Raw genomic sequence first — 15297 nt, forward strand, 5'->3', positions numbered from 1 at the left:
AGGCCAATTTTACAAGCGATCCGTTACCAATTACGTTTAGATATTGGTTATATTTCGCTGTCTAGCCCTGAGTTTGAAGACCGCATAATTCAACCTCATAGCTTAGTTTATGATGGTACGCGTTATCATGTACGTGCGTTTTGTGAGAAAAACCAAGATTATCGCGATTTTGTGCTATCGCGCTTTTCAGGAGAGTATGCATTTGAAGGGGATGCGTCACATAACCACACTCAAGATACACTTTGGCAAACGGAAGTTGAATTAGTGGTGTGCCCTGATCATCGCTTAAACGACCTTCAAAAAAAGGTCATTGCGCATGACTACCAAATGAAAAATCAAAAATTAGTGCTTAAAACACGCGCTGCGTTATTAAAATATTTGCTTCAGCATTTACGGCTTGATATTTACCAAGCCGCAGCAGAGCAGCAACAAATTGTAATAGAGCCTGAGTGCCGTATGCAGCTTACACCCTACATTAATTAATTGGTTGGCTTTTTAAAATGCCATTAATGTTAAATATGGGATCATTAATATACCAACAAAGGTGAGCGCACCTAACGTGTTATTTTGTAATAACGCTAAAAGCTGCTGATTGCGTGCTGTTCTTGCTTCGGAACACTGTTTTACTAACTCTAAAATTTGATACTCTTTCACTGCATTTTTAATAAGTTGTTGCTCGACTTTTAGCAGTCTTTTATAGCCGTTTTGTGCTTTTAAAAAATTATCTAATGTATTCATAATAAAGCCTTTTTATTATTGCTAACCCGTGTTTTAAGGTTATTAAAGCCAACTTTATTTGAAAAAGAAATAGCATGATTTTTGACCTGTAAAAGATGTTTACAGATCACTTTTTTACTAGCCAATAAAACATAATTTTACCTACTCTAATGGCTTATAGGTGTTAAAAAGTTTTACATGTAGCGCCGCAAATAATTGATTTATGTGCGGGTAAAAGCGCAAAAAAGGTATACTCATTGTGTTGTCACCAATAGGAAAAGCCCATGGAAGCCTTACTAAACCAACCTGAACTAGTCATTACCGCATTTTTATCGCTCTTCATCGTGTTTTTAGTGACAGTTTTTATCATCGCTGGTCGCCATAAAAATAAAATCGCCTTGCTCGAGGCCCAGCATTTGCTGGAAAAAGCTGGGTTAGAAGAAAAATTAGCGGGTCTTACAGCAAGCTCAGATCAAAATTTTACTAACTGGCAACAAGAGCAAGAGCGCGCCAATCAATTGCGCATTAAATACAGTGCTCTGCAAACACGCCTTACAGAGCGCGAGCACAGCTATCAACAGCAATTAGCCAGCCTGCAAGAAACGAAAACAGAACTGAAAAAAGAATTCTCCTTGCTTGCTAATCAAATATTTGAAGAAAAAGGGCAAGCCTTTAAGTCGTTAAATCAAGAAAGTGTGACTAATTTGCTTAAGCCAATGCAAGAGGAGCTCAGAGGCTTTAAGCAAAAAGTAGAAACCATTCACACTGAAGAGTTAAAACAACGCTCAGAGTTAAAAGCTGAGTTAATGCATTTACAAAAGCTAAATCAAGCGATTACCTCTCAAGCTGAACAACTGACAACAGCCCTTCAAGGACAAAAGAAAACCCAAGGAAATTGGGGCGAATTGATGTTAGAGAATGTGTTAGAAAGCGCTGGATTGCGCGTAGGTGACGATTACCAACGGGAATTTCATGTAAAAACCCTTGAAGGTAATTACCGACCTGATGTGGTGGTATTTTTACCGCAAAATCGCCATTTGGTTATCGATGCTAAAACGTCTTTAAATGCTTATACCCAATACGTTAATGCTGATAATGAATTAATTGCAGAGCAGGCATTAAAGCAGCATGTAATGGCGGTAAATGCGCGTATTGAGGAACTTGCAAGTAAAGGTTACGATAAACTTCCTGGCTTGAATTCTCCTGAGGTGGTGATTTTATTTATGCCTATCGAATCGGCCTATGTTGAAGCATTAAAATACCAACCTGATCTATATCAGCGTGCCATCGAGAAAAACATTTTGGTAGCAACGCCTACGACGTTATTAACCAGCATGAATATTGTGCGTCAATTATGGCGCTTTGAAGAACAAAGTAAGCACAGCGCTGAACTCGCACAGCGTGCAGAACGTTTTTATACTAAGTTAAATGGCTTTTTAACCAGCATGCAGGGCGTTGGTAAAACCCTTGATAAAGCAAAAGAGGGCTACGACCGCGCATTTGCTCAGCTTTACTCAGGTAAAGGCAACTTAATTAAGCAAGCTGCTGAGTTTAAAGAACTTGGTGTTGCTGTACAAAAAGAATTACCAAAAGAACTGATTGAAAAAGCCGAGCTTGAACTTAACTTTGAGCAAAGTGAAGAAGTTTAAAAAAGGTTTTAGGGAGAATGTAAATCCCCTTTACAGTTTTATTATAAATTAAGTTTTTGCTAAGTTTTGAAACGTTGAAAAAGTAAGCTAGTGAACGTTATCGCTCGCACTAGCTTAATTAAGTCATCTAAAGTTATTTAATAGCTGCACATTATTGTGAGTTACTTACCACCACATATTCCGGTAATTCGGTTGCATCCGGCTGTTCATATATCATAAAACTTTGATAACTCAGGTTGTTAAAAAAGAGTGCCGTGGAGTCATTTTCAGGCTCTATAAACAACATATCAGTGCTATTATTGTGAAGTCGCATATTGTTGATCTCCCAGCGGCTGTTTACCGGTAGTGCAGTTCCCATACCGAAACCTGTTATTACAACGTTCTCAATACGCCCTGGACCATGGGTTGAATCATTTGAAATATCTAAGCCCACACCAGATTTCGCAGTCCCCTCATTGAAACTAAATTCGCTTGCTTCTTTCCCAACACCATAAATATTTGCATCAAAAAGGCTCAATCGTTCATTGTAATTAAGTAACACACCGTCACGACTGCCCCATACAGTAAGGTCATTCACACTAGGTGTTAATGTATCTATATACGCTTGCGGCGGGGAACGATGAAAGTCACTTTGTTCATCGCGACCAAGATAATTTTTTGCATGAATATAGCGAATTCTAAATCCGATTGTTGCACCATAAGACTCATTTCCTCGACTTTCAGCCATCGGTGCCCACCAAACAGGAACTGATTCTCTACCTGGAATTAAGTGGCCATTCGCTAGTTGAGATACTGGAATTGAAACGCGAGTTGCAATATCGGCAGCAGGATTAATAATGCCATCACTCCAATAAATGAAGCCATGAGCGGATGCACCCGCGGAGACATTATTAATTAGTCTGACTCGCGGACCGGTTAACCAAAAACCATCACCATCATGGCCATAGTCCATTCTGGAAGCTCGCAGATCAGGGTCAATTGCATTTTGATCGTCTAAGGTAAATGATGAATTAATACTGCGGATAGCAATATTTCCTTCCAAGCTACCAATTTCGTCGCCAGCTTCAGTATAAAAACCAGCGCCTTGTAAGCCATAAGCGACATTATCAATAAAGTTAACGTGTGAAGAGTGATTTACAAATCCCCAACCAGGTCCTTTAAATACTACGGACCCTTTAACTAGCGCTGCCATGCTCTCTGCGTGCGTGCCAATTTGATGAAAATGAATGGCATAGCGACCTCGCACATTTGCACCGCCTAGCGCTATGACTGTTGCTGATGCTGGCGCATCATCTCCGTTGCTTTCTGGATCATCGAATACAAATTCAACGTCATCGAGTGGTCGAGTTTTATCTGTACGGCCAAGTTCGGTAAATTGAGCAAAATTTATATCAACTTGTGAGCTCATAAACATAATATGGCCACGATGCGCTATTTCGGTATTTTCTGAACGAAATTCAACGTTTCTTGTAACATTGGCAACATACACGTTTAGTTCAGGTGTTGGTGCGGTATGATCGAAGGTTAATGGTTGGTCGAGATACACCTGATCACCATTAACCTCACTAATTACTCTTATTTCATCGCTCGTGGGATCAAACATACGAGTGCCTGTAACAACTAATTGATCGCCAACTGCCCAACCTGATGGGGCTGTGTGAAGGTTTAAGATTTGATCACCTTGTTCTGCTTGTGGTGATATGATTGCCCTGTGAGTTTTTTCTTCCCCATAAATTGTTGTTGTTCCAGCTAAAATAGCACCTCGACTAAGCAATGATGAATCATTAACGGGACCTTCATCGATAAAAATAACTTCTGCTTTCGTTGATGCTTCAATGGGAGTATCTGCTGTGCCAATTTGCAGTGTACCGCTACACGAGCTGTAAAGAGTATCTACTAGCAGGCGCGTATCTTGATTGGGTGAAAAAGTAAGTGTGCCATCTATACGAACCAGTGATAGTCGTGTATCTAATTGTTGTGTAAGTGAAACTGTCAGTCCTTCAGGGATAACAACAATGGCATCCTGTTCAGGTACGTTGCCACCCCAGGTTGCAGTATCAGACCAATCACCGGAATCTGTAGCTGTATGGGTTGCAAGAGAGTGACTTGCAAACTCAGGCGCAGCAGCGCAATGCCCTGTAGAATGATCTATATTAACCTGATTTTGCTCTGTAGCTGTGCTGGTAGTTTTTATTTCAACTGCATCTGGTGCGTCTGAGCCGCCACATGCAGTAATACTTAGCATTATAAATAAACTTAAAAATGGGCTTAACCTAGGGATCTTTGGACTATGCATAAATACGCTCCTTTCTTGAGTATTTGATTATTGTTATGGTGACAAAAACGACTGGTTAACTGATTTCAAAATAAGTATATGCGATGACAAAGAGAGGGAAGCTTACAGTTTATGCTGCTTAACCATACAAAACTGTATGGTATTGTTATACCTGAAATACTGTTTTAATGATGAGCTTATACACTGCTAGATAAGTGTGAAGATAAAGTAAAAGAATGCCGCGGATCTTTGATAATCAGCATCCCCTTTTCAACAGAGGGGCTTATTTTTTAAATGGGTTAGTATCAATAGAGGTTTGGATTTTATGGGAATTGCTAGGTCTAATTTAGATTAAACCTAGCAATCTTGTTAGGCGCTTTATTAATTAAAACTAATTGAAGCGAGATTAGTTAATCTTTACCTCACCTTTTACATTATCAATATTTACGTCACCTGAGCCATCATCTTCAACAATTAGTCCACCAGCGCCATTTACTTTAATATCACCGGAGCCGTCATCTAATCTCACTGTACCAGTCACATTTTTTACCACAACATCACCTGAACCATCGTCAATTGTGACTGCTCCTTGGGTATTTTCTACTGTGGTATCACCTGAGCTATCTTCAATTTCAACATCACCTTGAATATTAGTTACGTAGATTGAACCCGAACTGTCGTCAACATACACAGATTTACCACCATCAATCGTTAAGTCACCTGAACTATCATCTACCTTAATAATGTTATTCAGCCCTTTGATAGTAATGTCGCCTGAACTGTCATCTAGTTCTAATGCCAATTTGCTTGGCATGGTAATGACAAGATCAATACTGTGGCCTTGGTTGATGTGAATATGAAAACCGTCTTGAAGATCGTGCTCAGCAATTAATCTTGCAGTATCTCCATGTTGGGTTAATGATAGCTCATAATTTAAAGCTTCACTGGTATAAATATCAGCATTTACGGTGATTTTATCACTGCTATCTGAGCCTATAATTTTAAGCGAACCAGCGCCTGTTTCTGCTACTAGTTTTGATAATTGGCTTGCGTCTAACACAAGTTCTCGCTCTATATGGGTATCTGCTGCATTTGTGCTGCCGCCAATATGTACTACGCAACCAGAAAGTAATGTTGCCATAGCGATTGCTGAAAGTGTTTTATACATGTTATTCCCTTTTCTGCGTAAAGCGCATGATTCTTAATTGGACTAAATGAAATATATGCTTTATTCATCGTCATATTTGATTTTATGACTGTGGAAATGCAATCAGCAGGCCAATTTTTAAATTGCTGAAAAATATAGTTTTATTTTTATGTGATTAAAATTCAAAAATTATTAAGCGAATAGTTAGTAATTTTTACTAAGCTGCTTTTGTTAAATTGACTAACTTTGTTCAGCTATTCCCCATTCGTTGTATTGAATGTTTTTTAAAACTGTCATTTATCTTTCATATTTTTTGGCTAATTTTAATCGTCGATTAACAGCCCCTTTTTAAGAGAAAATTGTTATGACAAACACGATCCGCGCTGGACGCCGAAAGTTTTATGACGATGAGCATTTTGCAGGTGGCATAGAGCGATCTGGGTTTTTTACTATTTCCGAGGCTAATTTTTTAGTTGAGTATGGCGACACGTTAAATGGATTAAACGGTGGCAATTTATTCCCTGAAAGCCTTGCTGAGTCGGAATTTGTAGCGTGTATGCAGTCAAATATTGCATCTAATAGTTACGAAGTAAAACTGTGGCGTAAGTATTTAAAAGCCGTTTATAGTGTAACGCATCGCGCTAGTGCAAATAGTTCGCGATCAGAGCAAAAGTATTCATTTGAGGGTTATGATGAAGCGTAGTTTGCAAGAAGATAGTTATTTAGAAAAAAGCAAAACCAGTAAAAAAGCAAAGCGCGAAAAGCCTAAAAGTAAGTTTGAAGGTAAAAATAAGCGTAAGAAATTTGATGATTATGATTGGGATGAACGTGATTAACTAACGTGTTAATTGGTTCTTTTTGGGCAGCAAAAAATTACTTTGTGCTGCCCAAAAATGTCGATAATGTTCAACTGATTATTGGGTGCTTAAACTCTGGTTTTAGTAAACCAAAGCACTTTAGATCATGATAATTGTTTTTCCAAAAACCACTTGCTCGGCGAATCCCCTCTTCTCTAAAGCCAAGCTTGTTAAGTACTGTTTCTGATGCGACATTACCTAGCATGGTATCTGCTTGAATTCGATATAATTCACCAAATGGTGAGTGCGCTGAATAAGCAAATGCAATAATTGCGTTTAAAGCTTCAGTGGCATAGCCCTTTCTCCAATGAGCAAAAGCAAATTCATAACCAATGACAGTATTTCGCATTTTTGGATTAAACGAATTAAAACCACATGTGCCAATTAGCTCGCCAGTTTCTTTAAGTCGAATAGCCCAACGAATTCCCTCTAGCTTATCAAATCGTTGATTGAAAAAGTTTATTAAATCAAGAGATTGCTGCTTTGATGTAAAAGCTTCAATGTTATAAAACTTCACAACTTCTTAATCTGAAAAAATCAAAAATAAGGTATCGTTATCATCGTTTGTCAGCATGTTTAGTGTCAATCGTGATGTGTCTAAATTTGGAAATGGCAGTTTAGCTTCCATGACTAATCCTAGTTACTTTCGCACTGATTATGCTATTTGAATAAGTAAAGTAATCCACATTGACAGCACTGAAATCACAGCGCCCCAAAACATCAACATGCGGTGTAGTACATTATTATATGTGAGGTGAACAATTGCTTGGGCAATCCTAAAAGCAACAAATAGCCAAGCAAGTAGTAACGCTAACTCATTATTTGTTTTGAGTATCACAAAGAGCGTAGAAACAACATAAAATAACACAGGTACTTCAAACATATTGTTAAAGCAACGTGTTGATTTAGTTAATTGTTCAGGTACTTCTTGCCCGTCCATCGTGCGGTAGTATTTTATTTTTACACTGCCGTTTTTAACGCTTTTTACACGGGTAACTACTGCGACAATACCAACCATAAAGGTTAACACTACCATGGCAAACATTGCATAGATCATACTGAGCCTTTTATCTTTTTAATATTTTAATGCCGATCTGAAAGATCATTTATCTTACTTAACCTGTTGTAACACAGAATTTGTAGTTAAATACACGGTTTTTATATAAAAATTCGAAAATAGTGGATTATCTGGCTTTGAAAGTGTGGGAGTGTAATTTCAGACTAAATGACACCCCGTCGTTGTGCTCTCTTTTGATTTAAACCTTGAAGCAACTTTTTGATGAAGTGATGAAAGCGATTGATGAATTGCCTTACTATAATTTAAATGAAGCATTTAAAAAGCATTCTAATTGGCTTAAAAATTTACCTATTTTCATAACGCACATGCCAAGACACTATTTGCAAATAATGGAAAAGCAGCCGAACTAATTCAAAATGCCAAAGCTACCATTACCATAAACTCCACTCTCGGGCTTGAAACCTTACAACTTGGTGGAAAGCTTATCACCCTAGGCAATGCCTACTACGCTCTACCTGGCATAGTGTTAGCAGCAAATTCAGCTGACCAACTCGTTGAGCAGCTTAGTGCTGTGATGGAGTGGCAGCCGAATACGCATCTTATTGAGCGTTTTTTAGATTATGTAAACGGGGTTTACGCTCTTGTACAAGCATGGCGCCGAGCGGATACACATCATATACAAGCAATTGAAAATTGGTTGCTAGGTAGTGATGAGTTTTCATCACAAATCAACCATCTCGATGGTGATATTATGTACTTAAGGAACGCCTAAATTATTGACGAGTGTAAAGATTATTCGAGCTTTAATAAAATAAGATAAAAGGGCAATTCCATGCCCTTTTTTATTTCAATTAGAATACAAAATCGATACCCATACTAATTGTTCTTGAATCACCATGATAGGCCCAGCCTGATGGCTCATGCCCTTGATCTACAAAAGTGTCGTATTGCACTTTAAAGGCAACGTTAGAATAAAAATCATAACGTAAACCGTAGCTCAACATATAGTGTTCTTCTAAATCTTCCGTAGGCACTTTTGAGCGTTCATGATCTGCTTTTGAATAAGAAATGTAAGGTTGGAATTCACCAATGTTATAAACCACTGAGATAAGGTATGTTGGAAACTCAGTTCCCACTGCATCATCATATTCAACGTAGTTCATATCAAAAAGAATGGTAAAGTCACTTACATTAACTTGGCCACCAAAGCCAATAAACTGCTGTGAGAAAGGTATATAGGGGCTTATGCTACCGTCTTGTTGAATGGTTTCTCTGTCTCTGTCGTTTTGAAAGTACACAAAGCGCAAATCAAAGAAATCACCCGATAAGTTCCAATTAAAGCCTGCTATGTCTGTCCAATATTCATTCACTGTGCGCGCCGTACCGCCATACAGTTTATCGTAATACAGCATCTCAACATTATCGTCAGAATATTCATTACCATAAAATGCAGTAATAGTGTTTGAAAAATCACCTATTTCGAAATTATACATGGCATGTACCCCGTCAAATTGGGTTACTTGCCACCAATAAAGGTTTGCAGGTGGGCGCATCCAAGGGTAGGCGTAACCTACTTCTGCAAACTCTGAGAAGTAGTACATCGGAATATTTCTTCGTCCTGCCATGAAGGTCCAATCTTCATTTGCTTGGTAAGTTACATAATACCAATCAAACTCAGGTTGGAAGTCATCTACCCCTTTAGCAACCAATTGCGCAGTAACAGAAAGCTGATTGTTAAACTTATAAGTGCCCTGAACCGCGAGGATTGATTCAGCTTTAAACGTTAGTCCGTTGTCATACTGCCCTACATCATAAAAGTCAGCTGTCAGAATTTCATCGCGAGTTTGCCCGGGGTTAAGAGGATCATTCACTGTGCCGAGTGTTTTACCTGCGATTATTGACCCGTAACCACTTATTTTTAGCTCTGCATTAGCTGATTGAGAGAAGATTATAAGCAAGGCTGATGCGACTAGTGAAAGCTTTTTCATTTTATCTCTCCTCAAAATGTTGCTACGACTTTGACATCGGCTGTTACGGCGCTAGCGTCTAAATATCCAATGGCATCTGGGTTTGATGCAACTGCGGATATCACTGCGGCGTTAGAATCCATTTCTTGGGGAGGAGTCCCCTTACCGGTGAAGAGAATTTTTGACCAATAAGCTTTTACTTGACTGCTTGATTTACCAATTACCTTGGAATTAAATTCTTCGGTAGCGGGATCGCTATAACTGGCACTGATCAGGATAGCTGAGCGGCCATTAGAGTAGTTTTTTGATTTACCTAAAAATATTTTTTTTATCGTACCTTGGTCAAATGTTGAATCATTACTTGGGTGAACGACAATCGCCACATCAGCCAAAGCGTTAGACATATTTAATAATGTCATTGTGGATACTACACAAACAACTTTCCACGTTTTTTTTGGAGAAGGTAATAACATAGTTAATCCTTATTATTGCTGCGCTATATTATGCTGATTGCATAACGTTATTGAAAAAAGTAGTCTGCAATAACGCGCTTTTCAAGAAATTGAAGCCGGAAATTGAGGCAGAATTTACATATTTTACACATATATATAGTGGGTTAATGTGAGGTCGGGATGTTTTAAGTTGCTGTTTGCTTCAGAAGAGAGTTTGGAGTCTTCAAATAAATGATTTTCTGATTGTAGTGAATGCAAATGAAAAAACATTTTAAATCAGTTTGTTAGTTTTTTTTATCGAAAGGGTGCATATAGCAAAGTTGCTATTCTATATTTTTCATTCTTTTATCGGGGCAAGAAATATTTCTACAAGGAACTGTATTTTGTCAGCACTGATTTATTTTATTATGCAAACGCATCTAAAGTTGAACTGCTGCAAAACTAATTGAATTAAAAAAGCAAACTGTAGCTTAACAGACAGACCACTTAAAATGAGATTGCTAATCAATTGTGCGTTAAAGAGGTATCTATAATGTATATTTCGAGCAGCAAAAGGTATCCTTATGGGTGCCGCAAGCTCCAAAAAAGAGATTGATCTGTCTCGTTAGTAGCCAATAGAAAAACCAATCCTAGAAATAGTGACCAAACACTTATGTATGGCAGCGTTTAATCTCTTCGACAAGCGCTTTGGCAAGCGGTGAGATTGAACTCATTTTTTTAGTAATTAACATTACGGGGATTTGATAGTGGTATTTCTCGGGGTGAATTGCTTTAAACAGTCCTTTATCAACCCAGTAATTAGCGTAGTGCTCTGGTAAATAGCCTATAAAGGCGCCTGATAAAATCAAATGTGCGATACCTTCATCATGATAGGCGGTTGCACTATTTTGATAATTAAGGCCATCATTACGTACTTCTTTATCTCGCATATAGTTTGAGGTAATCACCTCGGCTTGCTTCAGTAACTTATTGCGCTCATTTGGTTTACAATCAAAAAGGGCATGCCCTTTGGCGCAGTATAAATAGTTGGTTTCGTTATGCAGTGGGAAGTAATCTAAACCACGCAAGTGATGACGACTTACGCCAAGCCCCACCAGCGAGCGACCATTTACCACAGAAGTTTCTACTTCCCTCGCCTCACACACATTGATATCAAATTGAATGTTATCGCTTTTTTGTTTTAGCTTGCGAATGACCTCACTGATGCCACAGCGCGGGTCGCTCACCATGGTATCAATTACCGAAATAGTCACTCGGCCTGATAGCTCATTTTTAGAGCCTGCAACTGTGGTGGCAAACGCTTCGCACTGCTGTAATAACTCAAGGCTTGCTTGATAGGTAATACGGCCTGGCTCGGTGAGCTCAAAACCGCTGCGTCCGCGTTTACATAATTTAATGCCAAGTCGCACTTCTAAATCAGATAAATGCGAACTGATTGTAGAGCGGCCAATATTCAGTCGAGATTCTGCAGCAGAGAGCCCGCCACATTCCACAATAGCAACAAATATGCGCAATAGGCGCAGATCGACGTCATGAATTTGCATTTTTTTAGCCTTGTTTATTAGTTTGATAATATCGGAATAAGCATCGATAATTATGCATTTATAAAACTTGGGTCGCAAGCTAACATTACTGCATTGATTAATCATCACAGTTAGATGACTAAAACGTTAGGAGACAACAATGACGTTTAAATACGGCGTAGATCGCCTGAATATTGATATTGTAAATGGCATTGCCGATGGCAGTGTTAAAGCAGTGCTTAGCCAAGAAGCGATTGATAAAATAAATACTAGCCGTCAACGCGTTGACAAAATGGCGGCATCAGACAAAGCGGTTTACGGTATTAACACCGGCTTTGGCCCACTGTGTGATACGCAAATCACCCCAGCAGAAACAAACCTATTACAAAAAAACCTGCTTATTACCCACGCAGTTGGTGTGGGTAATCCGATTGCCAAATCAATTTCAAAATTGATGCTTATCACAAAAGTACATGCCCTTAGCCAAGGCTTTTCAGGTATTCGCTTAGAAGTGGTTGAGCGTATGCTTAAGTTCATTGAACTTGATTTAATTCCTGTTGTACCAGAGCAAGGCTCGGTGGGGGCATCGGGCGATTTAGCGCCATTATCACACTTATTCTTACCACTTTTAGGTGAAGGTGAGTTTTGGGTTGGTGATGAAATTATACCCGCAGCTAAAGCCCTAGCTGACAATGGTTTAGAACCAATGGATCTTCATGCTAAAGAAGGTTTAGCGCTGATTAACGGTACCCAGTTTATTTTATCGCATGGCATTACAGGCCTAACTAAGATGCGTTACTTGCTTGACCTTGCCGATGTTGCAGGTGCAATGAGTATTGAAGGTATGCAAGGTAGCCAATCGCCATTTAGAGAAGAGCTACATGCTATTCGTGCCTTTGCTGGCAATGTTGAAGTAGCAACGCGCATGCGTCGTCTATTTAAAGATTCGCAAAATATGGCAGATCACACTGACTGTGACCGCGTTCAAGACCCTTATTCGCTGCGCTGTATTCCACAGGTGCACGGTGCATCGCGCAACGCTTACAATCATTTAAAAGAACTTGTTGAAATTGAAATGAACTCGGTCACTGATAACCCAATTGTTATTAGTGAAGAAGAAGCAATTTCGGGCGGTAGTTTCCACGGTCAACCGCTGGCAATGGCACTTGATTATGCATCAATTGCAGCTGCTGAACTGGGGAATATTTCAGACCGCCGCTGTTATTTATTACTTGAAGGTTTACACGGCTTACCGCGCCTACTAACTACATCAGGTGGCCTAAACTCAGGCATGATGATCCCACAATACACCACCGCGGCACTTGTAACAGAAAACAAGTCACTGTGTTTCCCACCGTCAGCGGACAGTGTACCAACGTCAATGGGCCAGGAAGATCACGTGTCTATGGGCAGTATCTCAGGCCGTAAACTTAACCAAATTCTTGGTAATCTTGAGAAAATCTTCGCAATTGAGCTAATGTATGCAGCGCAAGCCGTTGATTTTAGACGCCCTAATACATGTTCTGATATTATTGAACAAAATCATGCGCTGATCCGTACTAAGGTTGCGAAATTAGAAGAAGACAGACTATTAAAGCCTGATATTGATGCCATGGTTGAGTTTGTAAAATCTCAGGCATTTACTGTTACGCTTAATTAAGGATAACTGACATGAACGTACAAGAATTTCAGAATATCATCAAGCAAGGTATTCCTAGCGAATTACCAGCACCTAAAGCATATCCTGCTGGCGCTAACCGCGCGCCAAAGCGTAAAGATATTTTATCGGTCGAAGAAAAACAGCTTGCTGTGCGTAATGCGCTACGTTACTTTCCGAAAGAGTGGCATGCGGAACTAGCAGAAGAATTTGCGCAAGAACTAAAAGATTTTGGCCGCATTTATATGTACCGCTTTAAGCCAAACTATGAGCTAAAAGCACGTTCAATTTCTGACTACCCTGCGAAATGTGAGCAAGCCGCTGCGATCATGTTAATGATTGACAACAACCTTGATCCAGCAGTGGCACAGCATCCAGAGGAACTTATCACTTACGGTGGTAACGGTGCGGTATTCCAAAACTGGGCGCAGTACTTACTTGCGATGAAGTACTTAAGCGAAATGGAAGAAGACCAAACGCTACATATGTACTCAGGTCATCCTATGGGTTTATTCCCATCTTCTAAAGATGCACCGCGTGTAGTGGTAACCAACGGTATGATGATCCCGAATTACTCAAAGCCGGATGACTGGGAAAAATTCAATGCGCTAGGTGTAACGCAATATGGCCAAATGACAGCAGGCTCATTTATGTACATTGGCCCACAAGGTATCGTTCACGGTACAACCATTACGGTGATGAACGCATTCCGTAAAGTACTGAACAAAGGCGAATCACCAAAAGGTAAGATCTTCTTAACAGCCGGTCTTGGCGGTATGAGTGGTGCACAGCCAAAAGCGGGTAACATTGCTAACTGTATTACTGTGTGTGCTGAGGTTAACCCGAAAGCGGCGATTAAGCGTCACCAACAAGGTTGGGTTGATGAGCTGGTTGATAATATGCCAGATTTAGTTGCCCGTGTGCGTAAAGCACAAGAAAACGAAGAAGTCGTGTCGATTGCGTTTATTGGTAACATTGTGGATGTATGGGAAAGCTTCTTGGCAGAAGATATTTTCATTCACTTAGGTTCTGACCAAACGTCGCTTCATAACCCTTGGTCAGGCGGTTACTACCCAGTTGATATCAGCTATGAAGAATCAAATCGCTTAATTCGTGAAGAACCAGAAGTATTTAAAGAAAAAGTACAAGCGACACTTAAACGTCATGCAGATGCAGTTAACAAGCACACAGCAAAAGGCACCTACTTCTTTGACTACGGTAATGCATTCTTACTTGAAGCATCACGCGCAGGTGGCGATGTAATGGCTGAAAACGGCATTGATTTCAAATACCCATCATACGTGCAAGATATTCTTGGCCCAATGTGTTTTGACTACGGTTTTGGCCCGTTCCGCTGGGTGTGTACTTCTGGTAATCCTGAAGATCTTGATAAAACCGATGCAATTGCGGCAAAAGTGCTTGAAGAAATTATGGCAAACTCGCCTGAGGAAATTCAGCAGCAGATGCAAGACAACATCACTTGGATCAAAGACGCGAAAGAAAACAAGCTAGTGGTTGGTTCACAAGCGCGTATTCTTTATGCCGATTCTGAAGGTCGTATTAAAATCGCTAAAGCATTTAACGATGCCATTGCGCGCGGTGAAATTGGCCCTGTGGTTCTTGGTCGTGACCATCACGATGTATCTGGTACAGATTCACCATTTCGCGAAACATCTAACATCTATGACGGCAGTCGCTTCACGGCTGACATGGCTATTCACAATGTGATTGGTGATGGTTTCCGTGGTGCTACTTGGGTGTCTATCCATAATGGTGGTGGCGTTGGCTGGGGTGAAGTGATCAACGGTGGTTTTGGTATGCTACTAGACGGAAGTGACGATGCTGAGCGCCGATTAAAATCAATGCTTCTGTTTGATGTAAACAATGGAATTGCACGCCGCAGCTGGGCACGTAACGAAGAAGCCAATTTTGCAATCAAACGCGAAATGGAGCGAACTCCTAAACTTAAAGTAACGCTTTCACAGAATGTCGAAGACGATATTTTAAATAAACTAGCGTTTTAGCGAATATTGTA

Annotated in this window: 14 protein-coding genes and 1 pseudogene; 7 read left to right on the forward strand and 8 right to left on the reverse strand. The window is 39.8% G+C overall.

The features are described from left to right. The coding region (locus tag ABYD77_RS02435; RefSeq protein WP_372766658.1) for a WYL domain-containing protein at window positions 1-483 on the forward strand (483 nt) is incomplete at its 5' end. 12 nt (window positions 484-495) lie between these two features. Here the strand turns inward: ABYD77_RS02435 and ABYD77_RS02440 are convergent. Further along, the gene (locus ABYD77_RS02440) at window positions 496-738 is read right to left on the reverse strand and encodes a hypothetical protein (protein ID WP_372766660.1); all 243 of its coding nucleotides are present in this window, start codon (window positions 736-738) and stop codon (window positions 496-498) included. Window positions 739-1001: 263 nt separating this feature from the next. Between ABYD77_RS02440 and rmuC the strand changes: the two genes are divergently transcribed. Beyond that, complete coding sequence (gene rmuC, locus ABYD77_RS02445) at window positions 1002-2366, forward strand: DNA recombination protein RmuC (RefSeq protein WP_372766662.1); 1365 nt, start codon at window positions 1002-1004, stop codon at window positions 2364-2366. A 151-nt stretch (window positions 2367-2517) separates the two neighbouring features. Here the strand turns inward: rmuC and ABYD77_RS02450 are convergent, their stop codons facing one another. Together ABYD77_RS02450 and ABYD77_RS02455 are read right to left on the reverse strand one after the other, a co-directional pair. Next, complete coding sequence (locus tag ABYD77_RS02450) at window positions 2518-4662, reverse strand: G8 domain-containing protein (protein ID WP_372766664.1); 2145 nt, start codon at window positions 4660-4662, stop codon at window positions 2518-2520. A gap of 385 nt (window positions 4663-5047) precedes the next feature. After that, the gene (locus ABYD77_RS02455) at window positions 5048-5809 is read right to left on the reverse strand and encodes a hypothetical protein (protein ID WP_372766666.1); all 762 of its coding nucleotides are present in this window, start codon (window positions 5807-5809) and stop codon (window positions 5048-5050) included. 343 nt (window positions 5810-6152) lie between these two features. Between ABYD77_RS02455 and maoP the strand changes: the two genes are divergently transcribed. Then, window positions 6153-6491, forward strand: coding sequence for a DUF413 domain-containing protein (gene maoP, locus ABYD77_RS02460; RefSeq protein WP_372766668.1), 339 nt, complete (start codon window positions 6153-6155; stop codon window positions 6489-6491). Beyond that, window positions 6478-6624 (forward strand): hypothetical protein, encoded by a 147-nt coding sequence (locus ABYD77_RS02465; protein ID WP_274760350.1) that lies wholly within the window; start codon window positions 6478-6480, stop codon window positions 6622-6624. The genes maoP and ABYD77_RS02465 overlap by 14 nt, the downstream gene beginning before the upstream one ends. 70 nt (window positions 6625-6694) lie before the next feature. On the opposite strand, the gene ABYD77_RS02470 is transcribed toward ABYD77_RS02465, so the two are convergent. Together ABYD77_RS02470 and ABYD77_RS02475 are read right to left on the reverse strand one after the other, a co-directional pair. Beyond that, complete coding sequence (locus ABYD77_RS02470) at window positions 6695-7162, reverse strand: GNAT family N-acetyltransferase (protein WP_372766670.1); 468 nt, start codon at window positions 7160-7162, stop codon at window positions 6695-6697. A gap of 138 nt (window positions 7163-7300) precedes the next feature. Further along, window positions 7301-7702, reverse strand: coding sequence for an MAPEG family protein (locus ABYD77_RS02475; protein WP_372766672.1), 402 nt, complete (start codon window positions 7700-7702; stop codon window positions 7301-7303). Between the two features lie 331 nt (window positions 7703-8033). Here ABYD77_RS02475 and ABYD77_RS02480 point away from each other — a divergent pair. Further along, window positions 8034-8435: pseudogene (locus ABYD77_RS02480) on the forward strand (capsular biosynthesis protein); the annotation flags it as partial. A 79-nt stretch (window positions 8436-8514) separates the two neighbouring features. On the opposite strand, the gene ABYD77_RS02485 reads toward ABYD77_RS02480, so the two are convergent. The 3 genes from ABYD77_RS02485 to ABYD77_RS02495 form a co-directional block, all read right to left on the reverse strand. Next, window positions 8515-9651, reverse strand: a complete 1137-nt coding sequence (locus tag ABYD77_RS02485; RefSeq protein ID WP_372766674.1) for a porin — start codon at window positions 9649-9651, stop codon at window positions 8515-8517. Window positions 9652-9662: 11 nt separating this feature from the next. Next, complete coding sequence (locus tag ABYD77_RS02490; RefSeq protein WP_372766676.1) at window positions 9663-10103, reverse strand: phosphate ABC transporter substrate-binding protein; 441 nt, start codon at window positions 10101-10103, stop codon at window positions 9663-9665. Between the two features lie 629 nt (window positions 10104-10732). Continuing rightward, window positions 10733-11626, reverse strand: coding sequence for a LysR family transcriptional regulator (locus tag ABYD77_RS02495; RefSeq protein ID WP_372766678.1), 894 nt, complete (start codon window positions 11624-11626; stop codon window positions 10733-10735). A gap of 139 nt (window positions 11627-11765) precedes the next feature. Here ABYD77_RS02495 and hutH point away from each other — a divergent pair, with 139 nt between their 5' ends. Together hutH and ABYD77_RS02505 are read left to right on the forward strand one after the other, a co-directional pair. Further along, the gene (gene hutH / locus ABYD77_RS02500) at window positions 11766-13265 is read left to right on the forward strand and encodes a histidine ammonia-lyase (protein WP_372766680.1); all 1500 of its coding nucleotides are present in this window, start codon (window positions 11766-11768) and stop codon (window positions 13263-13265) included. 11 nt (window positions 13266-13276) lie between these two features. Then, window positions 13277-15286, forward strand: a complete 2010-nt coding sequence (locus tag ABYD77_RS02505; protein WP_372766682.1) for a urocanate hydratase — start codon at window positions 13277-13279, stop codon at window positions 15284-15286. Window positions 15287-15297: the final 11 nt, after the last annotated feature.

It is taken from the genome of Pseudoalteromonas sp. (assembly GCF_041629635.1).
In the GTDB taxonomy this organism is placed as follows: domain Bacteria; phylum Pseudomonadota; class Gammaproteobacteria; order Enterobacterales; family Alteromonadaceae; genus Pseudoalteromonas.